This is a genomic window from Pseudomonas parafulva (assembly GCF_002021815.1).
Taxonomy (GTDB): domain Bacteria; phylum Pseudomonadota; class Gammaproteobacteria; order Pseudomonadales; family Pseudomonadaceae; genus Aquipseudomonas; species Aquipseudomonas parafulva_B.
Window position 1 is genome coordinate 417,544 of sequence record NZ_CP019952.1, and the last position, 25,593, is coordinate 443,136.

The window sequence follows — 25,593 nt, forward strand, 5'->3', positions numbered from 1 at the left end:
TACACGCCTCAAGCGAAAAGCGGCCACGGGCCCATTGGGCTTTCCTGTAGCGTGGCGCTTGCAACGTGCAGCTCAATTCCCCGGGTAGGCGTTTATGGAACAACCCCTGAAAGTGATGGTGATCGACGATTCACGCACCATTCGCCGCACGGCGCAGATGCTGCTCGGTGAGGTGGGCTGCGAGGTCATCACTGCCAGCGATGGCTTCGATGCCCTGGCCAAGATTGTCGATCACAACCCGGCCGTGATCTTCGTCGATGTCTTGATGCCGCGTCTGGACGGCTATCAGACGTGCGCGGTGATCAAGCAGAACAGCACCTTCAAGGACGTCCCGGTGATTCTGTTGTCGTCGCGCGACGGTCTGTTCGACAAGGCCCGTGGGCGTGTGGTCGGTTCTGATCAGTTTCTGACCAAACCGTTTACCAAGGAAGAACTGATCGAGGCGATACAGGCCCATGTACCTGGGTTTGCCACCGCTCAACAAACAGCACCCTGACCGCGCCCTGCCATGGCACGGTCTTTCGAATCCTGATGGGGAACCCGTATGGCCCGCGTTCTGATTGTCGACGACTCGCCGACAGAGATGTATCGATTGACCCAATGGCTGGAAAACCACGGGCACGAGGTACTCAAGGCCAACAACGGCGCCGATGGCGTGGCCCTTGCCCGGCAGGAGAAGCCCGATGCAGTGCTCATGGATATCGTGATGCCAGGCATGAACGGCTTCCAGGCCACTCGCCAGCTCAGCAAGGACCCGGAGACCAAGGGCATTCCGGTCATCGTGGTGACCACCAAGGATCAGGAAACCGACCGCATCTGGGCGACGCGCCAGGGCGCACGTGACTTCCTGACCAAACCTGTGGAAGAAGACGCACTGGTGCACAAGCTCCAAGAGGTGCTGGGGGCTTGACCACACGCCCGCAGGGAGCGTCGCTGACCGCCTTCGAACTGTTGCTGGATATCGATCGGCGCTGCCGCCTGCTGGTAGCCGACCAACCGGCTTCGGGTGACAGGTTGCGGCAGTGGAGCGGCATCGGTTTTCGTGTAGCCGGGCAATGGTTCGTCGCCCCCATGGGCGAGGTGGCCGAAGTGCTGCGTGAGCCCCGCAGTAGTCGAGTACCTGGGGTGCAACCCTGGGTATGCGGGGTGGCCAATCTGCGTGGCCGGTTGCTGCCCGTGATGGACCTGGGCCGTTTCCTCGGCCTGGGCAGTGCTGTGCCCGGCAAGCAACGGCGCGTCCTGGTGCTTGATCACGAGGCGCTTTTCGTTGGCCTGCTGGTGGACGAAGTGGTAGGCCTGCAGCACTTTGCAATCGACAGCCTGCAACCCGCGCTGCCGGTGACCGATGCTGCCGGGCCCTTCGTTCAGGGGCGCTTTGAACGCGACCACGACTACTGGGCGATTTTCAGCCCCTTTGCCCTGGCCCAGGCACCGGGCTTTCTCGATGTGGCGTTATAGGACCTTGCAAACGTGAACCAGCCTGCTCCCCCCGTCACCGCCACTACCGTGAGCCCCCGCACCCGCAGCATTGCGCAGATCACTGTGCTGTTCCTGATCCTGATCCTCTCGATCATTCTGCTGTTCGCCAATTTCGCCTACCTCAACACCCAGTCTAACTACGACAAGCAGTACATCGGCCATGCCGGCGAGCTGCGCGTGTTGTCCCAGCGCATCGCCAAGAACGCCACTGAAGCGGCTGCCGGCAAGGGCGTAGCCTTCAGGCTGCTGTCCGATGCACGCAACGACTTCGAGCGTCGCTGGGGCTACCTGCGCGAAGGCGACAAGGCCACCGGCCTGCCTGCGGCGCCAGCCTCGGTGCGCGGAGAGATGGAAGCGGTGCGCGATGACTGGGAGAGCCTGCGCAAGAGCACCGACACCATCCTGGCCAGCGAACAGACCGTGCTGTCCTTGCACCAGGTGGCGGCCACCCTGGCCGAAACCGTCCCGCAGTTGCAGGTCGAATACGAAAAGGTGGTCGAAATCCTGCTGCAAAGTGGCGCCCCGGCCAGCCAGGTTGCCGTGGCACAGCGCCAGCTGCTGCTGGCCGAACGTATCCTGGGGTCGGTCAACACCGTACTGGCCGGCGATGCGGCGGCGGCGCAGGCCGCCGATGCCTTCGGCCGCGATGCTGGCCGCTTCGGCCAGGTGCTCGAGGGCATGCTCAAGGGCGATGCTGCCATTGGCGTGACCCGTGTCGAAGACGCCGATGCCAGGGCGCGGCTGGCGGAAATCGCCGAGCTGTTCCAGTTCGTGGCCGGCTCGGTCGATGAAATTCTCGAGACCTCGCCGGAGCTGTTCCGGGTGCGGGAGGCGGCCGGCAGCATTTTCAGCCTGTCGCAGACCTTGCTCGAGGAAGCCTCGCACCTGGCCAACGGCTTCGAGAACCTGGCCAGCGGGCGCACGCTCGATACCGTTGGGGGGTATGCACTGGGCTTGTTGGCACTGGCCTCGATCATCCTCATCGGCCTGGTCATGGTGCGCACCACCAACCGTCAATTGCGTGAGACCGCCGAAAAGAACGAACGCAACCAGCAGGCGATCATGCGCCTGCTCGATGAAATCGAAGAGTTGGCAGATGGCGACCTGACGGTGACCGTCTCGGTGACCGAAGACTTCACCGGTGCCATCGCCGACTCCATCAACTACTCCGTCGACCAATTGCGCGACCTGGTCGCCACCATCAACCACAGCGCAGTACAGGTCGCCTCGGCGGTGCAGGACACGCAGAATACGGCCCGCCAGTTGGCCAAGGCGTCCGAGCAGCAGGCCGAACAGATCAGCGAAGCCTCCGAGGCAGTCGGGGACATGGTCGAGTCGATCGACCGTGTTTCGGCCCATGCCTACGAATCGGCCAAGGTCGCCGAGCGGTCCGTGGCCATTGCCAACAAGGGCAATGAGGTGGTGCACAACACCATCGACGGCATGAACAACATTCGCGAGCAGATCCAGGACACCGCCAAGCGCATCAAGCGCCTGGGCGAATCGTCCCAGGAAATCGGCGATATCGTCAGCCTGATCGACGACATCGCCGACCAGACCAACATCCTGGCCTTGAACGCCGCTATCCAGGCCTCCCTGGCGGGTGAGGCAGGGCGCGGGTTCGCCGTGGTCGCGGACGAGGTCCAGCGCCTGGCCGAGCGCTCGTCCTCCGCTACACGGCAGATCGAAGCCCTTGTACGGACCATTCAGGCCGACACCAACGAAGCGGTCATCTCCATGGAACAGACCACGGCCGAAGTCGTGCGAGGCGCCAGGCTGGCCCAGGACGCCGGCGTGGCGCTGGCCGAGATCGAAGGCGTTTCGCAGAACCTTGCCGACCTTATCCACAGCATTTCCGATGCGGCCCAGCTGCAAACCTCCTCGGCGGGGCAGATCTCACACACCATGGCCGTCATCCAGCAGATCACCGCCCAGACGTCCGCAGGTTCCGGCGCCACCGCCGACAGTATTCGTCACCTGGCGCGCATGGCCAGCGAGATGCGTCGCTCGGTTTCCGGGTTCACCCTGCCGGCACCTGCCGAGCCCCATTGAGAAATGCCCATGTCCACGCCCATGCCCGGCTCCATTGCTGGCCCTGCTCGCCACGATACCGTGGGCTTGGCCTGGACCAAGGCTGCCCTGCTCGATTGCCTGGGGCAGGGGCGCCAGGCGCTGGAACGCTTTGCCGGCGAGCCTGAAGACCTGTCGCTACTCACCTTCGTGGCGGACAACCTGCACCAGGTCCACGGTTGCCTGGTGATGCTGGAGTTGCCTGGGGCCACGCGCCTTGCCCAGGAGCTGGAAATGCTCGTGACCGACCTGGCCAGCGGTAAGGTCACCCCGCGAGGCGACTGCCTGGGCGCGCTGTTCAGGGGCCTGGAGCTGTTGCCTTCGTACCTTGAACGTCTGCGCGGCGCTCGCCATGACCTGCCACTGGTGATGTTGCCGCTACTCAACCAGCTGCGTGCTTGCCGAGGCGCGGAACCGGTGGTTCATGGCCGTCTGCTCGGCAGTGCAGGCCAGCGTCTGGCAGGTGCCGAGGACCTGGCGAACCTTGACGTGTCGCTGGGCAACTGGCGCGAGCAGTTGCAGGCCGGGGAGGGCCGCGATGCGCTAAGGTCGGTGGTGGCGGCATTGTGTGACGACCTCATGCGCATCAAGGACCGCCTGGACCAGTTCGTGCGCAGCGACCGGCAGCACAATGAACAACTGGAGGTGTTGCTCGCTCCTCTGCGCCACGTGGCCGACACCCTGGCTGTGCTGGGTTTCCAGCAGCCGCGTCGGGTCATCATCGATCAAGTGATGACGCTGCAAGGGCTGGCCCAGGGCGATCGGGCCGTGGATGACGCGGTGTTGATGGATGTGGCGGGGGCATTGCTGTATGTGGAGGCCACGCTCAACGGCATGGTCGGGCCGCTCGAAGAAGGGGGAGAGGCAGGCCTGCCGGGCGCCGATGTCGCCGAGATTCGCCTGGTCGTGCTGCGAGAGTCGCTGAACGTGTTGCAGCAAGCCAAGGACCTGTTGGGCGATTGCCTGGAGTCGGGTTGGCCCCGTCAACACCTGCAGGCCTTGCCAGGTTTGCTTCAGCAGGTGCGCGGCGCCTTGGCCATGCTGATGCTGCCGGCAGCTACCGAGGTGTTCGCGCGCTGCACGGCGTTTGTCCAGGGCTGGGTACAACAGGCGCAGGCCGACCCCTCCTCCGAGGAGCTGACGCTGCTGGCCGAAGCCTTGAGCGCTGGCGAATGCTACCTGCAATGGCGCGTGGCCGACCCGCTGGCCGATGCCCAGCGCTTCATCGTCATGGCCCGCGAGCGTCTGGGGGCGTTGGGCGTCCACTGTTCCACCGCACAAGAGCATGCCGACCTGGAGGAGGGGGACGGCCTTCAGGACGAGTTGCGTGGCGTATTCATCGAAGAAGCCCAAACACTGCTTCAGGACATTGAGCGGCACTGGCTGAACTGGCGTGCCGACCACCAGCAGCAGGACGCGCTGATCGACGTGCACCGGGCGTTGCATACGCTCAAGGGCGCAGCCCGCCTGGTGCATGCCCAGGCGTTGGCAGAGCTGGCTTGGGCCGCCGAGCACCTGCTCAACCGCGTGCTTGCCGGCCGCAACGTGCTTGGCGCAGACGGGCAGATAGCGCTTGAGCAAGCGTTCGCGCAACTGCCCGAGGTGCTCGCCGACTTCGCCGCAGGGCACCTGCCGCACGTGAGCGCAGTACAGCAATTGGTGGGCCGCCTGCATGCCCTTGCCGAGCGCGATTTGCCAGCCGCGGCCAACGCGCAGGGGCTCGACCCGCAGTTGCTGGACATCTTCCGTTCCGAGGCGCAAGGCCACCTGGCCAGCCTCGATACATTCCTGGCACATGCCCAGCACGGCGTCCCTGTGGACGACGCCCTGCAGCGGGCCTTGCACACCCTCAAGGGCAGTGCGGCCATGGCCGGGGTCTTGCCCATGGCCGAACTTGCCACCGTATTCGATCGGCTGGTGCGTGAGTACAAGGCGCACGACCTGCTGCTCGACGAAACAGAGCTGCGCTGGCTCACGTCCGCCGCCTCCATGTTCGGGCAGGGCCTGGCGCAATTATCCACCACCCCGCTCGCCCCCCTGCCCGGCGCGGCCCAGTTGATCGAGCAGGTTGAGTTGGCCCTGGATGCGCGTATTGCCGCCCTGGGTGGCGATGCGCATGCCTCGACCGGCAACGCCCGCGACCCGCAACAGGTCGCAACGTTCCTGTCACAGGCCATGGACCGTCTGCTGGATGCCGAGACGTTGCTGGCCGACTGGCAGCGGCACCCGGCCCAACGGGGGGCCTTGGACACGCTGCTCGATGACATGACCGAACTTGCCCATGCCGCCCATTCAGCCGATCTGTGGCAGGTCGATGAGGTGTGCGAAGCGTTGCTGGACCTGTACGGTGCCGTGGAGGAGGGCAGTCTGCCTGCCGATGGGCAGTTCTTCACCCAAGCCCAGCACGCCCACGAAGCGCTGCTGGACATGCTCGACGAGCTGGCTGCTGGCCAGAACGTAGCCCCGCGTACGGCGCTGGTGACCCGTCTGCGCGATCTGCAGGGGCAAGGGCTGGCTCCGGATGCCACCGGGCGCGTGGGCCTCGACAGTGTCACACCGCTGCACCCGGACATGGACGTGCAGCTGATCGACACACCGACCCCTGACGTAGCCCTCGACCCGGCGCCAGTACAGCCGTCCCAGGCTCCGGAAAGCGCCGGGGAAGAGCTGATGGAGGTCTTTCTCGAAGAAAGCTCGGACATCGTCGAGAGCGCTGCGGCGGCCCTGGCGCGGTGGCAGGCCGACCCACGCAGCACGGTGGAGGTGGACAACCTGATGCGCGACCTGCACACCCTCAAAGGGGTGGCACGCATGGTCGAAATCGGCCCCATCGGTGACCTGGCCCATGAGCTGGAATTTTTGTACGAGTTGCTCGCGGCAGGGCGCCTGCCACCGAGCGGGGCCTTGTTCTCGCTGTTGCAGAACTGCCACGACCGCCTGGCGCACATGCTCGATGCCGTGCGCCTGGGGCAACCGCTGCACGCTGCCACGGCGCTGATCGATTACATCCGCAACTTCAGCAGCGCAGGGCTGACCGACAGCGCGGCCGGCACCAGCCCGGTCGAAACTGCCGCCAGCGAAGGGCCGGCAGTAACCCCTGAGCGCGTACCGGGGGACATGGTCAAGGTCGATGCCGAATTGCTGGACGACCTGGGCAACCTGGCCGGTGAGCATTCGATCATCCGTGGGCGTATCGAGCAGCAGGTCAACGACGCCCAGTTCACGCTCAACGAAATGGAAACCACGCTCGAGCGCATGCGTGACCAACTGCTACGCCTGGATATCGAAACCCAGGGCCGGATTTCCAGCCGCCAGCAGATCGAAGGCGATGTCTATGAAGATTTCGACCCACTGGAAATGGACCGCCACTCGCAGTTGCAGCAGTTGTCGCGGGCCCTGTTCGAGTCGGCCTCGGACCTGCTGGACCTGAAGGAGACCATGGCCCAGCGCGCCCAGGAAGCCTACGGCCTGCTCCAGCAGCAGGCGCGGGTCAACAGCCAACTGCAGGAAGGCCTGACGGCAACGTTAATGGTGCCCTTCGAACGCCTGGTGCCGCGCTTGCAGCGCGTGGTGCGGCAGGTGGCGAGCGAGCTGGGCAAGCAGGTCGAGCTGGTGGTGGGCAACGCCGAGGGGGAGCTGGATCGCAGCGTGCTGGAACGCATGGTGGCGCCCCTTGAACACATGTTGCGCAATGCCGTCGACCATGGCCTGGAAAGTCGCGAAGCCCGATTGGCCGCGGGCAAGCCCGAGCAGGGCACGATCCACCTGAACCTGCTGCACGAGGGGGCGGACATCGTCATCGAGATGACCGACGACGGCGCCGGCGTGCCGCTGCACGCTGTCCGGCTCAAGGCCATCAAGCGCGGTCTGCTGGACCCGCAGGCGCAGCTGAGCGACCACGAGATACTGCAGTTCATCCTCAGGCCGGGCTTTTCCACGGCCGAAAAGATCACGCAGATCTCAGGGCGGGGCCTGGGCATGGACGTCGTCCACGAAGAGGTCAAGCAGTTGGGCGGCTCGATGACCATCGAGTCGGCCCAGGGCAAGGGGGCGCGTTTCCAGATTCGCCTGCCGTTCACGGTGTCGATCAACCGCGCACTGATGGTGCACCTGGGCGATGAGCAGTACGCGATCCCGCTCAACACCATCGAAGGCATCGTGCGGGTACCGCCCGCTGAACTGGCGGCCTGCTACGAGCAGGAGCCGCCGCGCTACGCCTACGCAGGCCATCAGTACCAGCTGCGCTACCTGGGCGAGCTGGTGCAGGGCGCCCCGCGTCCCACGCTGCTGGGCCAGAGCGTGCCATTGCCCTTGCTGCTGGTGCACTCGCAGGAGCAGTCGTTCGCCATCCAGGTCGACAGCTTGTCGCCCAGCCGGGAGATCGTGGTCAAAAGCCTGGGCCCGCAGTTCGCGGCCGTTGCCGGCCTTTCGGGTGCAACGTTGCTGGGGGATGGGCGAGTGGTGCTGATTCTGGACCTTCTGGGGCAGTTGCGCGGCCAGCAACGGCGGCTTGCTCGTTTGCCTGGAGGCATGCCACGTGGGTTGCTGCCGGCAGCAACCCCGGATCGCACCTTGCTGGTGATGGTGGTGGATGACTCGGTCACGGTGCGCAAGGTCACCAGCCGGCTGTTGGAGCGCCATGGCATGAGCGTGATCACCGCCAAGGACGGAGTGGATGCCATGGCAGTGCTGGAAGGGCACCGGCCCGATGTGTTGCTGCTGGATATCGAAATGCCGCGCATGGACGGCTTCGAAGTGGCGACCCGCATTCGCCAGGACGCCCGCCTCAAGGACCTGCCCATTATCATGATCACCTCGCGTACGGGGCAGAAGCACCGCGACCGAGCCATGGCCATCGGGGTCAACGAATACCTCGGCAAGCCTTATCAGGAGTCGGTATTGCTGCACAGCATCCTCCAGTGGAGCCAGTCCCATGCTTGAACTGATAGCCGGGCAGCGCAGCAGCCTCACCGGGCTGTTGCTGCCCTTGGGCGACCGTACGTTGGTGCTGCCCAATGTGGCCGTGGCCGAACTCAGTGGGCTGCGCAATGTGGCGTGCCAGCGCGGTGACCTGCCCTGGCACCTGGGCTGGGTCGACTGGCGCCAGCAGCGCTTGCCCCTGATCGGTTTCGAAGCGGCCTGCGACAGCCATACGCCCTGTGGCGAACGGGCCCGCGTGGTAGTGCTCAACGCATTGGGCGACACGGGCTTGCGTTACCTGGCCTTGCTGCTGCAAGGCATACCGCGCTCGTGCAAGCTCGACAGCCAGCTCAACTACGTCGACGTGGCATTGGCACCCCTTGAGTTGGCCGCTGTCCAGGTAGGGGAGCAGGTGGCGCGCGTACCTGACCTGGTGGGGCTCGAGCGCCTGGTCAGGGACGCGCAACGCAGCGGCAGGCTGCAAGCGTCGGGTTAGAGCGTACGGTCGCCGTGCGTCGATTGTCGTGGCTGAAACTAGATGGGTTTCGAAAGGTCTTTAAGGGCATGTATTACGGTGAACGCTTCAATGCCTGGACCCACTTGGTGGGTGCGTTGCTGGCAGGCCTCGGTGCCCTCTGGCTGATCATCGGGGCCGCCTTGCAGGGGGACCCCTGGAAGATCGTCAGTTTCTCCATCTACGGCGGCACGCTGTTGCTGCTGTACAGCATTTCGACGCTGTATCACAGCACGCGCGGACGGGCGAAGGTGATCATGCGCAAGCTCGATCACCTCTCTATCTATTTGCTGATCGCCGGCAGCTACACGCCCTTCTGCCTGATCAGCCTGCGCGGGCCTTGGGGCTGGAGCCTGTTCGGCATCGTCTGGGGGCTGGCAGTACTGGGCATGCTGCAGGAAATCAAGCCGCGCTCCGAAGCACGGGTCTTGTCCATCGTGATCTATGCCGTGATGGGCTGGATCGTGCTGGTCGCGGTCAACCCGCTGCTGCAGGCGCTGGGTACCACCGGTTTTGCCTGGCTGGCCGCAGGGGGCGTGTTCTACACCGTGGGCATCATCTTTTTCGCATTCGACCGGCGTTTTCGTCACTGGCATGGCATCTGGCACTTGTTCGTGATTGCCGGCAGCCTGATGCATTTCGTGGCGGTGTCGCACTACGTGCGCTGATCACCCCAGCCTGCGAGCACCGCCCGTGCGCCTGGGAAGGCTTAGAAATCACCCCAGAGCTGTTGTGCCACTGCAAGGGCCACCACGGGGGCGGTTTCGGTGCGCAATACCCGCGGGCCCAGGCGCGCCGCATGAAAGCCCGCTGCCTTGGCCTGCTCGACCTCGGGTTCGCTCAAGCCGCCTTCTGGGCCAATCAGGAACGCCAGGCTTGCCGGTTTGGCATGGCTGACCAGCGGTTCGGCTACCGGATGCAACACCAGCTTGAGCTGCGCCTGGGTGGCGGCCAGCCACTCAGCCAGGGTGATGGGCGGGTGGATGATCGGCAGGCTGGAGCGGCCACACTGTTCGCAGGCGCTGATTGCCACTTGCCGCCAGTGGGCCAGGCGCTTGTCGGCGCGCTCGTCCTTCAGGCGCACCTCGCACCGCTCGCTGACGATCGGGGTGATCTCATTGGCGCCCAGCTCGGTGGCTTTCTGGATGGCCCAGTCCATACGCTCGCCCCGCGACAGCCCTTGGCCCAGGTGCACCTGCAGCGGTGAGTCGGCTTGGCCAGCGAATGCCTGGTCCAGGCTCACGCGCACGGCTTTCTTGCCCACCTCCAGCAACTGCCCACGGTATTCCTGGCCGCTGCCGTCGAACAGCTGCACGGGGTCACCCGCCGCCATGCGCAATACGCGGCCGATGTAGTGGGCCTGTGCCTCGGGCAGGTCGTGTTCGCCAAGGCTCAGGGGGGCGTCGATGAAGAAGCGGGACAGTCTCATGGGTAAGCTCTGAAAAGGTAAGGACGACCGGAAGGCCCACGCCGGCATGACGCATGCAGCGCAGGTTCCGGCGCGGTCGCAGGCATGGCCTTTGACTCGCTATCAGCCCGGATCGCGAAAATCCGGGTGGAAGGTGCTGGGCACCGTCACGCGGGTGCTGTCGCGGGTGGCGATGTCGATGCCTTCGCTGGCCACTTCGGCCAGGAAGTCGATCTGTTCGGGCGTGATGATATACGGTGGCAGGAAATACACCACACTGCCCAGCGGGCGCAGCAGCGCGCCACGGGTCAGGGCATGCTCGAACACTTTGAGGCCGCGTCGCGCCTGCCAGGGGTAGGGCACCTTGCCGGCCTTGTCCTGGACCATTTCGATGGCCAGGACCATGCCGGTCTGGCGAATCTCGGCCACGTGGGCATGGTCGGCCAGATGCGCAGTGGCGCTGGCCATGCGCGTAGCCAGCGCCTTGTTGGCCTCGATCACGTTGTCTTGCTCGAAGATGTCGAGGGTGGCCAAGGCGGCCGCGCACGCCAGCGGGTTGCCGGTGTAGCTGTGCGAATGCAAGAACGCGCGCAACGTGCGGTAGTCGTCATAGAACGCCTGGTACACCTTGTCGGTGGTCAGGCAGGCAGCCAGGGGCAGATACCCCCCGGTCAGGGCCTTGGACAGGCACAGGAAGTCCGGGCGAATACCTGCCTGCTCGCAGGCGAACATGGTGCCCGTGCGACCGAAGCCAACCGCGATCTCGTCATGGATCAGGTGCACGTCGTAGCGATCGCAGGCTTCGCGCAAGAGCTTGAGATAGACCGGATGGTACATGCGCATGCCGCCGGCGCCCTGGATCAACGGCTCGATGATGACCGCGCTGATCGAGGCATGATGCTCGGCCAAGGTCTGCTCCATGACCTGGAACAGGGTGCGTGAATGCGCCTCCCAGCTGACGCCCTCCGGGCGCAGATAGCAATCGGGGCTCGGGACTTTTAGGGTGTCGAGCAGCAACGCCTTGTAGGTTTCGGTGAACAACGGGACGTCACCGACGGACATGGCGGCGATGGTTTCCCCGTGATAGCTGTTGGTCAGGGTGACGAACCGCTTCTTGTCCGGCTTGCCGACGTTCTGCCAGTAGTGAAAGCTCATCTTCAGCGCCACTTCGATGCAGGACGAGCCATTGTCGGCGTAGAACACCCGGTCGAGCCCGGCTGGCGTCATGGCCACCAGGCGTTCGGACAGCTCGATGACAGGCTGGTGGCTGAAGCCTGCCAGAATCACGTGCTCAAGCTGGTCGACCTGCTCCTTGATGCGCTCATTGATACGCGGGTTGGCATGGCCGAACACGTTTACCCACCAGCTGCTCACAGCATCCAGGTAGCGCCGGCCTTCGAAATCCTCGAGCCACACCCCTTCACCGCGCTTGATCGGTATCAGCGGTAGTTGCTCGTGGTCTTTCATCTGGGTGCAGGGGTGCCAGAGGACCTTGAGGTCGCGCTGCATCCACTGATCATTGAGGCCCATGAGCACTTCTCCTGGCTTGGCGGCGTGGGGGCGTAAGCCTAAGCAATGGCACGGGTGAGAACAACCCGCCAGAAAATGTCATTTAGCCAGACCACTTGATGTCACTCCACTGGCAGCCCTGGCAGCGGTGACGTATTCTACCGCCTCTCTCGGGGCATCCCGCCTCTCTCTGTTTTTCTGCAACCTTTGACTCGGAGTTCGCCAACATGGCTGCTGCTTGGGTGCGCCTGTGCGCGTTGGTATTGATTGGTGTTTCCAGCGGTGCCGCGCTGGCGAGTGACAAGACGCCCACGGCAATCGTCGTGGGCGGCGGCATGGCGGGCCTTACCGCAGCCTATGAGCTGCAGAACAAGGGCTGGCAGGTGACCCTGCTCGAAGCCAAGGCAGGCATGGGCGGCCGCTCGGGCCTGGCCACCAGCGAATGGATCGGCAATACCAAGGCGCAGCCGGTACTCAACCAGTACGTTGATCGCTTCAAGCTCGACACGCTGCCGGCGCCCGAATTCGTGCGCACCCCTGGGTACCTGATCGATGGCGAGTACTTCAGTGCCGCAGACCTGGCCCTCAAGCAGCCGGCCACGGCCGAAGCTCTCAAGCGCTACGAGAAAACCCTGGACGACCTGGCCCGTTCGATCGACGATCCGCTCAACCCCCAGGCGACCAGCACCCTGTTCGCTCTGGACCAGATCAACGTGTCCTCCTGGCTGGACAAGTTGCAGTTACCTGCCACGGCCCGTCAGTTGGTCAACCAGCAGATCCGCAGCCGCTACGACGAACCGTCGCGCCTGTCGCTGCTGTATTTCGCCCAGCAGAACCGCGTCTACCGTGACGTGAGCGACCGTGACCTGCGTGCAGCGCGGCTGCCCGGCGGCAGCCCGGTGCTGGCGCAGGCGTTCGTCAAGCAACTGAAGACCATCAAGACCGGCTCGCCGGTGAGTGCAATCGTTCAGGACAAGGACGGCGTTACCGTGAAAGTCGGCAGCGTGGGTTACCGCGCCGATTACGTGGTGATGGCCGTGCCCCTGCGTGCACTGGCCAAGATCCAGATGACGCCTGGCCTGGATAACCAGCATGTGGCGGCGCTCAAGGGCACCAACTACGGTTGGCGCGACCAGGTGATGCTCAAGTTCAAGAAACCGGTCTGGGAAAGTCGGGCGCGTATGTCGGGTGAGATCTTCAGCAATACGGGCCTTGGCATGTTGTGGATCGAACCGGCCCTCAAGGGCGGTGCCAACGTGGTGATCAACCTTTCCGGCGACAACGCCCGCCTGCTGCAGGCCTTTGGTGACAAGCAGATGGTCGACCAGGTGCTCATTCGCCTGCATACCTTCTACCCTCAGGCCCGTGGCGCTTTCACCGGTTATGAAGTCAAGCGCTACAGCGCCGATGCCGGCACTGGGGGTGCCTACCTGGCCTATGGACCTGGCCAGATCAGCAAGTACTGGCGCCTTTGGGAGCGCCCGGTACAACGCATCGCCTTTGCCGGTGAGCACACCGATGCCTTGTACCCAGGCACCCTTGAAGGCGCACTGCGCAGCGGTCAACGGGCTGCCGGCCAAGTGCAGGACCTGCTGGCCGGCAAGTCGTTCGACCCGGTCAAGGCCGTGCCAGTGGCAGCGACCGCCGCTGCAGGCGCGGCAGCGGCCAAGAGCAAGGGCAATTTCTTCACCAACCTGTTCGGCGGCGGCGCGTCCGACAAGGACAAGGCAGTCGACCAAGCGCCGGCCAAGCCTGAGACCCAATCGGCCGATGCGACGGGCCAGAAAAAACCAGGCTTCTTCGCTCGCCTGTTCGGTGCCAAGGAAACCCCGGCGCCAGCGCCTCAACCGGCGGCCAAGGCAGCTGAAGTAGCCCCTGTGGCGCCACCCGCAGCGCAACCGGCGGCGCAACCGGCGGCGCAAGCCCCGGCACAGGCACCGGCCAGCCCGGCGCCCGTCGTCAAGGCAGCGCCCACCAAGGCGGCAACCACCAAGGCTGCCCCGGTCAAGCAGGCGCCGGCCCACAAGCCAGCGGCCAAACCGGTGCACAAGCCAGCGCACAAGCCTGCCGACAGCAAAAAAGCTGCTACCAAGCCGGCGCCAGCCAAGAAGCCTGCAACCGATAGCCAGGCCAAGGCGAGCTGATACTGCAGGTCTGTCGGGCACTGCCCGGCAGGCCTGTCAGAAGGGCTCAGCCACTTGACTGAGCCCTGTGTCATGCGCGTTGCTCGAAGCACTCGCTGCCCGTTATCGGCGTTAACGTTTCCTTAATAGGCCGTAGCGAAACTTGCTATCGGATTTGTCGATAATCCAAAGCAAGTTTTTCCGCTTTTATTCGATACGTTTGACGCTAGTCTTTGCATAGCTTTCACGGGGAAGAACGCCAACATGCAAGTGCGCAATTCATCTTCACGCTACGGCGCTGTCAGCATCTTCATGCACTGGGGCGTGGCGCTGACCGTCTTCAGCCTTTTCGGCCTCGGGCTGTGGATGGTCGGGCTCGACTACTATGACCCATGGCGCAAGGCCGGCCCGGACCTGCATAAAAGCATCGGTCTGGTGCTGCTGGCGGTGATGCTGTTGCGCGTGCTGTGGCGCTTTGTGAGCCCCCCACCGCCGGCACTGGCCAGTTATGGCCCGCTCACCCGCTTGGGTGCCAAGCTGGGGCATCTGGCGCTGTACCTGGGATTGTTCGCCGTAATGATCGCCGGTTACCTGATATCCACCGCCGACGGCGTAGGTATTCCGGTGTTTGGCCTGTTCGAGGTGCCCGCCCTGGTCAGCAATCTGCCAGACCAGGCGGACCTGGCTGGTGTCATTCACCTGTGGCTGGCGTGGGGTGTGGTGGTTTTTGCGGGGTTGCACGCCCTGGCCGCACTCAAGCACCATTTCATCGACCATGACGCGACCCTCATGCGCATGCTGGGCCGCAAAGCTTGACGCTCAACCTCAATCGCAAAGGAAGGAAGTAACGATGTTGAAAAAGACTTTTGCCGCTCTGGCGCTCGGTACTGCTCTGTTCTCCGCTGGCCAGGCCATGGCAGCCGAGTACAAGATCGACAAGGAAGGCCAGCACGCTTTCGTGGACTGGAAGATCAGCCACCTGGGCTACAGCTTCATTCACGGTACGTTCAAGGACTTTGACGGTAACTTCACTTGGGACAGTGCCAAGCCTGAAGCCAGCAAGATCAGCGTCGACCTAAAAACCGCCAGCCTGTGGTCGAACCACGCCGAGCGTGACAAGCACATTGCCAGCGCCGACTTCCTGGACGTGAAGAAGTACCCGGATGCCAAGTTCGTATCCACCAGCGTCAAGTCCACGGGTGACAAGACCGCTGACGTGACCGGTGACCTGACCCTGCACGGCGTGACCAAGCCGGTGACGTTCAAGGCTACCTTCAATGGTGAGGGCAAGGACCCGTGGGGCGGTGAGCGCGCTGGCTTCAACGCCACCACCACCTTGAACCTGAACGACTTCGGCATCAAAGGCCCAGGTCCAACCTCGCAAACGCTGGATCTGGACATCAGCGTCGAGGGCGTGAAGCAGAAGTAATAAACGCCAGCCGAATGAAAAACGGGGCCGCTAGCGGCCCCGTTTTCGTTTACGACCCCTTGCGGGTCAGCAGTGCCGGGCGTTCGCCCCGCGGACGGCTTGGCAGATCGTCCAGTTGCTCGGGAGTCGGATAACGGTCCAGCTTGGATTCCTTGCGGATGATCACAGGCTGATGCTGGGGCTGGCGCGTGTTACCCACGGCCGGTTCCAGGCGGGCGGCGGCGTCACGCGGTGGACGACCACCACGTGCGCCGCCGTCACGGCGGGCAGCGCCGCCATTATTGCCGCGAGGCGGGCGTTTTTCGCCACCGCCAGTACGGGGTTGACCGTTGTTGCGGCCTTGACCACCGGCATTGGTACGCGGCGTACCCCCTTGCGGTTGACCGCCATTACCGGCTGGACGACGGTTGCGGCCCTGTGCCTTGCCATTCTGGTAGGGGCTTACGTAGTCGGCACGGTTACCGAAGTTGTCTACATCGTCATCCAGAAACTCTTCCGGGTCGCGGTTGGGCTGCATGACCGGAGGGGTAGCGTTACTGGCCTGTTGCTGACGAGGCTTTTTGTCACGTGGCTTGCGCGGCTGTTGCTGCCTGTCGCCGGCCTTTTCCTTGTCAGCGGGTTTGTCCGCAGCCTGCTGGCGGGTCTTGCCCTTGTCCTTGCCCTTGTCCTTGCGGCCACCGTTGGCGTCTTTGCCACCCTCGCCACGGGCCTGCTGACCACGACCGCCGCGGCCATTGGTTTGCTGGCGTTCGCGTACTTCGGGCTTCTCGGCCTCGACCTGGCTGGCATCGAAGCCCATCAGGTCGCCGTCCGCGATTTTCTGACGGGTCACGCGCTCGATGCTCTTGAGCAGTTTTTCCTCGTCAGGTGCCACCAGGGAGATGGCCTCGCCCGAGCGACCGGCGCGGCCAGTACGGCCAATGCGGTGCACGTAGTCTTCTTCGACGTTGGGCAGCTCGAAGTTGACGACGTGGGGCAGTTGGTCGATGTCCAGCCCGCGAGCGGCGATGTCGGTGGCGACCAGAACGCGAATGTTGTTGGCCTTGAAATCAGCCAGGGCCTTGGTGCGCGCGTTCTGGCTCTTGTTGCCGTGGATGGCGGCGGCAGTCAGGCCGTGCTTTTCCAGATACTCGGCCAGGCGGTTGGCGCCGTGCTTGGTGCGGGTGAAGACCAGCACTTGCTCCCACGCACCCAGGGTGATCAGGTGCGCCAACAGAGCACGCTTGTGGCTGGCCGGCAGGCGGTAGACACGCTGCTCGATGCGCTCGACGGTGGTGTTGGGCGGGGTGACCTCGATGCGCTCCGGGTTGTGCAGGAGCTTGTCGGCAAGGTCGGTGATGTCTTTGGAGAACGTGGCCGAGAACAGCAGGTTCTGGCGTTTGGCCGGCAGGCGGGCCAGCACTTTCTTGACGTCGTGGATGAAGCCCATGTCGAGCATGCGGTCAGCTTCATCCAGGACCAGAATTTCTACATGGGCCAGGTCAACCTTGCCTTGACCGGCCAGATCGAGCAGGCGGCCAGGGCAGGCAACCAGGACGTCGACGCCCTTGGCAATGGCCTGCACCTGCGGGTTCATGCCGACGCCGCCGAAGACGCACGCACTGACCAGCGGCAGGTCGCGGGCGTACAGCTTGAAGCTGTCGTGCACCTGGGCTGCGAGTTCGCGGGTCGGGGTCAGTACCAGGACGCGTGGCTGGCGTGGGCCATGGCGCTGGGATTTGTCAGGGTGACCGGCCGGGAACAGACGTTCGAGAATCGGCAGGGCGAAGCCGCCGGTCTTACCGGTACCGGTTTGTGCGGCGACCATCAGGTCGCGGCCTTGCAACACGGCGGGAATTGCCCGCTGTTGCACGGGGGTCGGCTGGGTATAGCCCGCGGCTTCAATGGCGCGGACAAGAGCCTCGGAGAGACCGAGGGAAGCAAAGGACATGGGCAATCCTGTTCTCGTGTGGGCTGGGCCCGTAGGGATGTTCTGCCTGGCGCGACTGGCATCGGCAAGATGCGATCGCGTCCGGTCCAGCTGGGCGTTCACTGCACATCCGGGAAACGGAGGGCTGACGCCTGAGTGCGTCGATGCCGATCGGGATGCCTGTTGCGAGGCCGAGCGTCCGGGCGTGAGCCGGGCGGGAAGGCCCGAGTATAACAGAGCTAGCGCGCTGTGCTGCTTTCCTGCTGCTCAACGGCGTTCGCAACGGTCTCAGGGTCGTGTGTGTAATGGTCCATGATGGCCGCATAGGCCGGTTCCTGCTTGAAGCGTCGCAGTTCCTCGGCAAAGGCCTGGGCCAGTGCCTCGCGCCCGGGCTTGCGGGCCAGGCCCAGGTATTGGGGCTGACGACTGACGACAAGCGGCAAGGCCTCGATCTGTTGCTCCAGGCCCATGAGCCGGATGACATGCAGGCCGACCCTACGGTCGGTGATCGCTAGGTCTATGCGCCCCAGCGCCAGCTTGCCGAAGTTCGCTTCATGGGTCGGCGCCGCTTCGCGCTTGAAGAACTCAGCCTCATTGAAAGCCGCACTGTAGTTGTAGCCTGGCGAGGTGCCGACGGTCAGGCCGGCCAGCTCATCCAGGCTCGAAACCTCATGCCGGCGTGCCTTGGTCTGGAACAGGATCAACTCGGCCGTGGACATGGGTTCTGGGACATACAGCAAATAAGGATGGCGGGACTCGACCTGGAAGACATCCATGATGCCGTCGGCCTGCCCTTGCTCGATCATCGCCAGGCAACGTTTGAAGGGCATGAATTGCCATTGGACCTCGTACCCCAGGCGACGCAGCACCTCGGTCGTGACCTCGTAGTCGATGCCTCGCGGCTGACCGTTTTGCTCGTAGACATAGGGTGCCCAGTCATCGCTTACCAGGCGCAAGCGCTCGCCCAGCGCGAACGGGCTGAGGCAAAAGAGCAGCAGGATCCAGATCAGACGGGCGGAGATTGGCATGCCCGGAGATTACGCGCTCGGCCAGGTCAAGACCAGTGCCGGATTGGGTGGAGCAGCGCGCCGCAGGTGGGGCCTGCGACACGTGCGAATGAACCAGGCGCCGGTCAGAAACCAGCACGTGGTCCATCAGGCTTCAACGAGAGGGTTGGAGGTTGTTCCAGATCGCCATGCTCGGTTCTGCCTGGTTCAAGGTATAGAAGTGCAGGCTCGGTGCGCCGCCTTGCAGCAGCTCCTCGCACATGCGGGTGATGACTTCTTCCCCGAAGGCCTGGATGCTGGCCGTATCGTCCGCATAGGCTTCGAGCTGTTTGCGAATCCAGCGTGGAATTTCGGCGCCACAGGCGTCGGAAAAACGCGCCAGCTTGCTGTAGTTGGTGATCGGCATGATGCCGGGCACCACTGGAATGTCCACGCCCAGCTTCTGGGCCCGCTCGACGAAGTAGAAGTAGCTGTCGGCGTTGAAGAAGTACTGGGTGATGGCGCTGTCGGCACCGGCCTTGACCTTGTGCGCGAAATTGGCCAGGTCGGCTTCGAAGTTGCGTGCCTGCGGGTGCATCTCGGGGTAGGCGGCGACTTCGAGGTGGAAGTGGTCACCCGTTTCCTGACGGATGAACTCGACCAGGTCGCTGGCATAACGCATCTCGCCACTGGCCATGCCCATGCCCGAAGGCAAGTCACCGCGCAGTGCGACGATGCGCTTGATGCCGACTTGCTTGTACTCGGCCAGCAGCGCGCGCAACTCGGCCTTGGTATCGCCCACGCACGAGAGGTGGGGCGCAGCCGGCACCTGCACCTGGCTCTCCAGTTGCAACACGGTGTTGAGCGTGCGGTCGCGGGTGGAACCACCAGCGCCATAGGTGCAGGAGAAGAAATCAGGGTTGCAGGCGGCCAACTGGCGCGCCACGCCCATCAGCTTTTCATGACCTGCGTCGGTTTTGGTCGGGAAGAACTCGAAACTGTAGCGGCGTTCCTGTGACATCACTCGTTCCTCTAACAGCAAGCCCAAAGCTGCAAGCTGCAAGTAGAAGCCAGGTCGGTGATGGCCGACCTGGCCTGGCATCGTTCACGTTTCTTTCAGGCGTGTACTCCAAGCGGCAATGCCACGGTCTGGCACTGCCTGGCGCTTGAAGTGTGCCAATCAGTAACGGTAAGCGTCAGGCTTGAACGGGCCTTCAACGGTTACGCCGATGTAGTCGGCCTGCTGCTTGGTCAACTGGGTAACCACGCCGCCAAAACCGCGGACCATTTCCAGGGCTACTTCTTCGTCGAGCTTCTTGGGCAGCACTTCGACCGTCAGGCGCTCGGCTTTCTTCTCGGCCGACAGGTCGGCGTACTTCTGCTCGAACAGGAAGATCTGTGCCAGGACCTGGTTGGCGAAGGAGCCGTCCATGATGCGGCTTGGGTGGCCAGTGGCATTGCCCAGGTTGACCAGGCGGCCTTCGGCCAGCAGGATCAGGTAGTCGTCGTTCTGAGGATCGAAGCTGCCAGCACCAGTGCGGTGAATCTTGTGCACCTGCGGCTTGACCTCTTCCCATGCCCAGTTCTTGCGCATGAAAGCGGTATCGATTTCGTTGTCGAAGTGGCCGATGTTGCAGACAACGGCACGCTTTTTCAGGGCCTTGAGCATGTTGGCGTCGCAGACGTTGACGTTACCGGTGGTGGTGACGATCAGGTCGATCTTGCCCAGCAGCGCCTTGTCGACACTGGCCTCGGTGCCATCGTTCAGGCCATCGAGGAAGGGCGAAACCACTTCGAAACCGTCCATGCAGGCCTGCATCGCGCAGATGGGGTCGACTTCGGTGACCTTGACGATCATGCCTTCCTGACGCAGCGACTGAGCCGAGCCCTTGCCCACGTCACCGTAGCCGATCACCAGGGCCTGCTTGCCCGACAGCAGGTGGTCGGTACCGCGCTTGATGGCATCGTTCAGGCTGTGACGGCAGCCGTACTTGTTGTCGTTCTTGCTCTTGGTGACCGAGTCGTTGACGTTGATGGCCGGAACCTTCAGCTCGCCCTTGGCCAGCATGTCCAGCAGGCGGTGCACGCCGGTGGTGGTTTCTTCGGTCACGCCGTGGACGCGCTCGAGCACCTGTGGGTACTTCTTGTGCAGCAGCTCGGTCAGGTCGCCACCGTCATCCAGGACCATGTTGGCATCCCAGGGCTGGCCGTCCTTGAGGATGGTCTGTTCCAGGCACCATTCGTATTCCTGCTCGGTTTCACCCTTCCAGGCGAAGACCGGGATACCGGCGGCTGCAATGGAGGCGGCGGCCTGGTCCTGGGTGGAGAAGATGTTGCACGACGACCAGCGCACTTCGGCACCCAGGGCGACCAGGGTTTCGATCAGCACGGCAGTCTGGATGGTCATGTGGATGCAGCCCAGGATCTTGGCACCCTTGAGCGGTTGCTCGGCCTGGTACTTGCGGCGCAGGCCCATCAGCGCAGGCATTTCCGATTCGGCGATGATGGTTTCGCGACGGCCCCAGGCGGCCAGAGAGATGTCGGCAACTTTGAAATCGGTAAAACCAGCAGGCATGTTTGCAGCGCTCATCAGAGCCTCCATTCGTAGTGTGCGAATGGGCGCCGTTGTGCGTTGAGCGTCCGCGGGAGCGGACAACGCCCCATCCGAGCCTGACAGGTCGAGCCTGCTGCAGCGCCCCTCGGACAGGTGGCGGGCATGGCGCCGCTGTGGACGGCCATGTAAAACGGCCACGATTATAGCCGGGTGCGGCACCATCCCCAAGGTTTTCTGTCGATTAATCGAGACGATAGTCGATGTTGGGTGGAGTGACGCTGGCCGCTCTGCCATCATCGTTTTACGCAAGCCAGGATGCTCAGGAGTCCCGATGAACTTCCATACCCGCAAGTGGGTTAAACCCGAAGACCTCAACCCCAACGGCACGCTGTTCGGTGGCAGCCTGCTGCGCTGGATCGACGAGGAAGCGGCCATCTATGCCATCGTGCAGCTGGGCAACCAGCGCGTGGTGACCAAGTACATGTCGGAAATCAACTTCGTCAGTGCCTCGCGCAAAGGCGACATCATCGAGCTGGGCATCACGGCCACCGAGTTCGGCCGCACCTCGATCACGCTGCGCTGCGAAGTGCGCAACAAGATCACGCGCAAGAGCATCCTGACCGTCGAACGCATGGTCTTCGTGAACCTGGGCGAGGACGGTCTGCCTGCACCGCACGGGCGTACCGAGATCAAGTACGTGCAGGACCAGTTCCCCGATTCTGCCGTGGAGTGACGGTCTGGGGCTGCTGGGTGCAGCCCCGCTTCTTTCAGGGTTGTGCGCTGACCCTGCGCACCACCTTGCCGATGCTCAGGCCCTGGACCAGGATCGAGGACAGCACCACGATGTAGGTGATCGACAGCAGCAGGTCACGCTCTTCACCCAATGGCAACGACAGCGCCAGGGCTACCGATACCCCACCCCGCAGGCCACCCCAGGTCAGCACCCGCACCGTGCCCTTGGGCACCGCACGCCAACGCCGCAGCAACACGATGGCCGGCGCCACGGTCAGCAGGCGCGACAGCAGCACGGCCAGCGCCAGTACACTGCCGGCGGCCATGTGCAGCCAGTTGAACGGTAGCAACAGCAGTTCGAGGCCGATCAACGCGAACAGCAGCGCGTTGAGCATGTCGTCGATCAACTCCCAGAAACCGTCCATGTAGCGACGGGTCATGTCGTTCATCGCCAGGTTGCGGCCTAGGTTGCCGATGATCAGGCCCGCCACCACCATCGCGATGGGGGCCGAGACGTGCAGCTCGTAGCACATCGCCGAGCCACCGATCACCAGTGCCAGGGTCAGCATGACCTCGACCTGATACTGCTCCACGCTCTTGATCATGCGGTAGGTGGCGTAGCCGATCACACCGCCGAACAGCACACCGCCGATGGCTTCGCGAGCGAACAGCAGCGCGGTGTCGGCGATGCTCGGGGTTTCACCGAGCTGGATGATGCCCAGCAGCACGGTGAAGACCACAACGGCAGTACCGTCGTTGAACAGCGACTCGCCGACGATGGTGGTCTTCAGGGGTTTTGGAGCGTTGGCCGTACGCAGGGCGCCCAACACTGCAATCGGGTCGGTCGGGGAGATAAGCGCGCCGAACAGCAGGCAGTAGATCAGCGGCACCTGCCAGCCGAACATCGCGAACACCCAGTGCGACAGGTAGCCGATGACCACGGTGGCGATCAGCACGCCCACGGTGGCCAGCAGGCCGATGGGCCAGCGGTAGCTGCGCAGGTCGGACAAGTTCACGTGCAAGGCACCGGCGAACAGCAGGAACGCCAGCATCCAGTGCATCAGCAGGTCATTGAAGTCGATCTGGTTCATCAGGGCTTCGACGCGGGCTTCCAGGCCCGGAAAGCCGATCAGGCTCAATGCCTGCAGCATGAGCGAAAACAGCAAGGCCGTGACCATCACGCCGATCGCAGGGGGCAGGCCGATGAATCGATAGTTCACATACGTGAGCAGGGTGGTGAGGCAGATAAACGCGGCAACTAATTCAAGCATCCCGATTCCTGTAACAGTGGCTTCCAAGTCGTCACCCGAATGACTCGGGCAGCTCTTTGATGACCTGACGAGGGGTTCGGGGCACAGGGTTTGACCGAATTTGCCGTAAACGTTCCCGTTCGAGCCCTGCTAAAGGCGGTGGGCGGGCTGCAACACAGGGACGCAAGGCCGCCTTGTGATTGACGCGTTCACCTGGCCAGGGCTTATAGTCTGCGTCCGGTAACCCATTGAGGACCCACCGCGTGTTGGCCACGTCTCTGGTGCTGATCGCTGCCTTGCTTCATGCCACCTGGAACACCTTGATCAAATTCAGCGGCGAGCGCCTGCTGGTCATTGCGAGCATGGACACGGTGGCCCTGGCGCTGGTGGTGCCTGCGGTGGCCTTCGTGGACATCCCGCCTGCCGGTATCTGGCCCTGGTTGCTGGCTTCGGCGTTTGCCGAGCAGCTGTATCGCTGGCTGCTGATCAAGGCTTACCGCGTGGGTGATTTGGGCCTGGTCTATCCGCTGATGCGTGGGCTGTCGCCCCTGGTCGTGCTGGCGCTAACCCTGGTGTTCGCCGGAGAACCTCTGAGCCAGCAACAAATCATCGGCATTCTGCTGATTCCCTGTGGCATGGCCTGCCTGTTGTGGCAGGGCGGTGGCGGGGGCCGGCTGCCCTGGTCGATGTTGCCGGTAGTGGCCCTGATCGGGCTGTGCATCGGGTGCTATACCTGGTTTGACGGTCAGGCCGTGCGCGAGTGGGGCAAGCCCTGGGACTACCTGGTGTGGCTGACGTTGCTCAGCGCCTGGCAATTCCCCGCGCTGGCCGTGGTGGCGCGCCGGGCCCCGTTCGTGCTGTTCTGGAAAACCCAGTGGCGGCTGGGCCTGGCCGTTGGGCTGTGCGTGCTGTTCAGTTATGCCCTGGTGCTCTGGGCGATGCACCTGGGGTCGGTGGCCGAGGCAGCGGCGCTGCGCGAGCTGAGCGTGATCCTGGTGGTGTTGCTGGGGATGCGCTACCTCAAAGAACCTTTCGGCGGGCCAAGACTCCTAGCTTGCGGGCTGGTACTGGCAGGTATGCTGGTAATGAAGCTCTGACCGACTGACGAACGAGGAACCCTGTCCATGACCGTTGCCCTGTGGTGCATCCTGATCGCAATGATCCTGCCGCCGCTTTGTGCGCTGATCGCCAAGCTGGCGAGCGGCCGGTTCGGCTTGAAGCACAACCATGACCCGCGCGCCTTCCTCGATACCCTGTCCGGGCTGCCGCGCCGCGCGCACTCAGCCCAGCAGAACGGGTACGAAGCCTTTCCGGCATTCGCCGCCGCCGTGCTGGTGGCAGACATCGTCGGCAATGCCGAACAGGTGACCCAGGATGTGCTGGGGGTGATGTACATCACCAGCCGACTGCTTTACATCATCTGCTACCTCGCCGACTGGGCGGTACTGCGCTCGTTGGTCTGGTTCGCCGGCCTTGCGATCATCGTGGCGTTCTTCGTGGTCTCGGCCTGACCCCATCGCCCGATGCCAAGGCCCTGGTCACGGGACCTTGGGCACCTCAGGCAGCGGTTGGCCCTTGGGCCACAGCATCCAGATCTGGCCCTGCTGCTTCATGTTCCCGGCCAGGTCTCCGGCTGCCTGGCCGGTCCCCCAGAACAGGTCGGCGCGCACCTCGCCTGCAATGGCGCCTCCGGTGTCCTGGGCTGCGACCGGGCGCACGACGGGGCTGCCGTCCGGGCGTGTGGTCGATAGCCACAGCAGACTGCCAAGCGGGATGACTTTGCGGTCAATGGCCACACTGTAGCCCGCCGTCAGCGGAACGTTGAGCGAACCACGTGGCCCCTCGTTGCTGTCGGGGCGTGGGCTGAAGAACACGTAGCTGGGGTTGCTGGCCAGCAATTCAGGCACCCGTGAAGGGTTGGCCTGGGCCCACGCATGAATGGCGCCCATGCTCACGTCTTCTTTTTTCAGCTGCCCTTGCTCGACCAACCAGCGGCCAATGGGACGATACGGATGACCGTTCTGGTCGGCGTAACCCAGGCGCAGCTGGCGCCCGCCCTCCAGTTGAACACGGCCAGAGCCCTGGATTTGCAGGAACTGCAAGTCCATCGGGTCGGTCAGCCAGGCCAGTACCGGTGCCTTGGCGCCGTTGCGGTTGATCACCTCTGCGGTGTCGTAGGGCTTGAGCACGCGCCCTTCGAGGCGACCGCGCAGGCGCTTGCCCTTGAGTTCCGGGTACACGCTGGCCAGGTCCACCGTGATCATGTCTTCGGGAGGGCCGTAGACCGCCACATGATAGGTGGCAGATGGGGTCAGGCTGCCGGGGTAGACAGGCTCGTAATAGCCGGTGATCAAGCCGTTGGCACTGTTGTCGGCCGAACGCAGGCCGTAGACCTCGAGGTTCTGCTCGAGAAAGGTGCGCACCTGTGCAGCGCTTGCCGGCTGGCTCCCGGCGGCTTCACAGGTGGCGGCCCAGACCGGGTCGCGCGTGAGTTTTTCGCAGCCGCTGCGCCAGGCATAGAAACCGGCGAGCATGTCTTCGTCGCTGACCGTGGGCAGGTCTTTCCAGGCAACAGGCGCGTAGGTCGCGATGGCGTGGGGCTCGGGCTTTGTCGTCTGGTCGTTGTCGCAGCCGGCCAGCAACGCCATTAGCGGGAATGACCAGGCCAGGTGGCGCAAGGCATGCTTCATCGTTGTATTCCTGTCATGGA

The 25,593-nt window shown here is 63.7% G+C and carries 21 protein-coding genes and 1 riboswitch; of the genes, 13 read left to right on the forward strand and 8 right to left on the reverse strand.

The annotated features are described in order from the left end of the window. Positions 1–94: 94 nt before the first annotated feature. The 7 genes from B2J77_RS01810 (at position 95) to trhA (ending at position 9,651) form a co-directional block, all read left to right on the forward strand. A complete protein-coding gene (locus B2J77_RS01810; protein ID WP_058604060.1) occupies positions 95–496 on the forward strand; it encodes a response regulator in 402 nt (133 codons plus the stop codon). A 48-nt stretch (positions 497–544) separates the two neighbouring features. Beyond that, on the forward strand, positions 545–910 hold the full coding sequence (gene pilH / locus B2J77_RS01815) for a twitching motility response regulator PilH (protein WP_058638872.1): 366 nt from the start codon (positions 545–547) through the stop codon (positions 908–910). Beyond that, positions 907–1,458, forward strand: coding sequence for a chemotaxis protein CheW (locus B2J77_RS01820; RefSeq protein WP_058638873.1), 552 nt, complete (start codon positions 907–909; stop codon positions 1,456–1,458). Before pilH ends, B2J77_RS01820 begins: the two co-directional genes overlap by 4 nt. A gap of 48 nt (positions 1,459–1,506) precedes the next feature. Continuing rightward, positions 1,507–3,531, forward strand: a complete 2,025-nt coding sequence (locus tag B2J77_RS01825; RefSeq protein WP_228385180.1) for a methyl-accepting chemotaxis protein — start codon at positions 1,507–1,509, stop codon at positions 3,529–3,531. A 9-nt stretch (positions 3,532–3,540) separates the two neighbouring features. Next, a complete protein-coding gene (locus B2J77_RS01830) occupies positions 3,541–8,490 on the forward strand; it encodes an Hpt domain-containing protein (protein WP_228385162.1) in 4,950 nt (1,649 codons plus the stop codon). After that, entirely contained in the window at positions 8,483–8,965 is a 483-nt protein-coding gene (locus B2J77_RS01835; protein WP_058604056.1) for a chemotaxis protein CheW, read from the forward strand. Before B2J77_RS01830 ends, B2J77_RS01835 begins: the two co-directional genes overlap by 8 nt. A 68-nt stretch (positions 8,966–9,033) precedes the next feature. After that, positions 9,034–9,651, forward strand: a complete 618-nt coding sequence (gene trhA / locus B2J77_RS01840; protein WP_078477872.1) for a PAQR family membrane homeostasis protein TrhA — start codon at positions 9,034–9,036, stop codon at positions 9,649–9,651. Between the two features lie 41 nt (positions 9,652–9,692). Here the strand turns inward: trhA and B2J77_RS01845 are convergent, their stop codons facing one another. Both B2J77_RS01845 and B2J77_RS01850 read right to left on the reverse strand, forming a co-directional pair. Beyond that, a complete protein-coding gene (locus B2J77_RS01845; RefSeq protein ID WP_058638875.1) occupies positions 9,693–10,412 on the reverse strand; it encodes a 16S rRNA (uracil(1498)-N(3))-methyltransferase in 720 nt (239 codons plus the stop codon). A gap of 102 nt (positions 10,413–10,514) precedes the next feature. Then, on the reverse strand, positions 10,515–11,921 hold the full coding sequence (locus tag B2J77_RS01850) for an adenosylmethionine--8-amino-7-oxononanoate transaminase (RefSeq protein WP_058638876.1): 1,407 nt from the start codon (positions 11,919–11,921) through the stop codon (positions 10,515–10,517). A 206-nt stretch (positions 11,922–12,127) separates the two neighbouring features. Between B2J77_RS01850 and B2J77_RS01855 the strand changes: the two genes are divergently transcribed. From B2J77_RS01855 to B2J77_RS01865, 3 genes are all read left to right on the forward strand, one after another. Continuing rightward, positions 12,128–14,044, forward strand: a complete 1,917-nt coding sequence (locus B2J77_RS01855; protein WP_058638877.1) for an FAD-dependent oxidoreductase — start codon at positions 12,128–12,130, stop codon at positions 14,042–14,044. A 243-nt stretch (positions 14,045–14,287) separates the two neighbouring features. Continuing rightward, positions 14,288–14,839 carry a cytochrome b gene (locus B2J77_RS01860; protein WP_078477873.1) on the forward strand — a complete coding sequence of 184 codons (552 nt, stop codon included), beginning with the start codon at positions 14,288–14,290 and terminating at the stop codon, positions 14,837–14,839. Positions 14,840–14,873: 34 nt separating this feature from the next. Next, entirely contained in the window at positions 14,874–15,452 is a 579-nt protein-coding gene (locus tag B2J77_RS01865) for a YceI family protein (RefSeq protein ID WP_058604050.1), read from the forward strand. Between the two features lie 49 nt (positions 15,453–15,501). Here the strand turns inward: B2J77_RS01865 and B2J77_RS01870 are convergent, their stop codons facing one another. The 4 genes from B2J77_RS01870 to ahcY all read right to left on the reverse strand — a co-directional run bounded on the left by B2J77_RS01870 (position 15,502) and on the right by ahcY (position 20,937). Beyond that, positions 15,502–17,382, reverse strand: a complete 1,881-nt coding sequence (locus tag B2J77_RS01870) for a DEAD/DEAH box helicase (RefSeq protein WP_058638879.1) — start codon at positions 17,380–17,382, stop codon at positions 15,502–15,504. A 218-nt stretch (positions 17,383–17,600) separates the two neighbouring features. Continuing rightward, entirely contained in the window at positions 17,601–18,389 is a 789-nt protein-coding gene (locus B2J77_RS01875; protein WP_078477874.1) for a substrate-binding periplasmic protein, read from the reverse strand. A gap of 133 nt (positions 18,390–18,522) precedes the next feature. Continuing rightward, a complete protein-coding gene (metF, locus tag B2J77_RS01880) occupies positions 18,523–19,368 on the reverse strand; it encodes a methylenetetrahydrofolate reductase [NAD(P)H] (RefSeq protein ID WP_058638928.1) in 846 nt (281 codons plus the stop codon). A 159-nt stretch (positions 19,369–19,527) separates the two neighbouring features. Further along, entirely contained in the window at positions 19,528–20,937 is a 1,410-nt protein-coding gene (gene ahcY, locus B2J77_RS01885) for an adenosylhomocysteinase (protein ID WP_027914022.1), read from the reverse strand. 20 nt (positions 20,938–20,957) lie between these two features. Continuing rightward, positions 20,958–21,054, reverse strand: a riboswitch (S-adenosyl-L-homocysteine riboswitch). Between the two features lie 178 nt (positions 21,055–21,232). Between ahcY and B2J77_RS01890 the strand changes: the two genes are divergently transcribed. Further along, positions 21,233–21,634, forward strand: a complete 402-nt coding sequence (locus B2J77_RS01890) for an acyl-CoA thioesterase (protein ID WP_023533000.1) — start codon at positions 21,233–21,235, stop codon at positions 21,632–21,634. Positions 21,635–21,668: 34 nt separating this feature from the next. On the opposite strand, the gene B2J77_RS01895 is transcribed toward B2J77_RS01890, so the two are convergent. Then, on the reverse strand, positions 21,669–22,904 hold the full coding sequence (locus tag B2J77_RS01895; protein WP_058604046.1) for a cation:proton antiporter: 1,236 nt from the start codon (positions 22,902–22,904) through the stop codon (positions 21,669–21,671). 242 nt (positions 22,905–23,146) lie between these two features. On the opposite strand from B2J77_RS01895, the gene B2J77_RS01900 reads away from it, so the two are divergent. Together B2J77_RS01900 and B2J77_RS01905 are read left to right on the forward strand one after the other, a co-directional pair. Then, positions 23,147–23,980 (forward strand): DMT family transporter, encoded by an 834-nt coding sequence (locus B2J77_RS01900; protein WP_078477875.1) that lies wholly within the window; start codon positions 23,147–23,149, stop codon positions 23,978–23,980. A gap of 27 nt (positions 23,981–24,007) precedes the next feature. Continuing rightward, positions 24,008–24,394, forward strand: coding sequence for an MAPEG family protein (locus tag B2J77_RS01905; protein ID WP_058638882.1), 387 nt, complete (start codon positions 24,008–24,010; stop codon positions 24,392–24,394). A 27-nt stretch (positions 24,395–24,421) separates the two neighbouring features. Here B2J77_RS01905 and B2J77_RS01910 read toward each other — a convergent pair whose 3' ends face one another. Then, positions 24,422–25,573: a murein transglycosylase A gene (locus tag B2J77_RS01910; RefSeq protein ID WP_058638883.1), complete on the reverse strand. Its 1,152-nt coding sequence runs from the start codon at positions 25,571–25,573 to the stop codon at positions 24,422–24,424. Positions 25,574–25,593 lie beyond the last annotated feature (20 nt).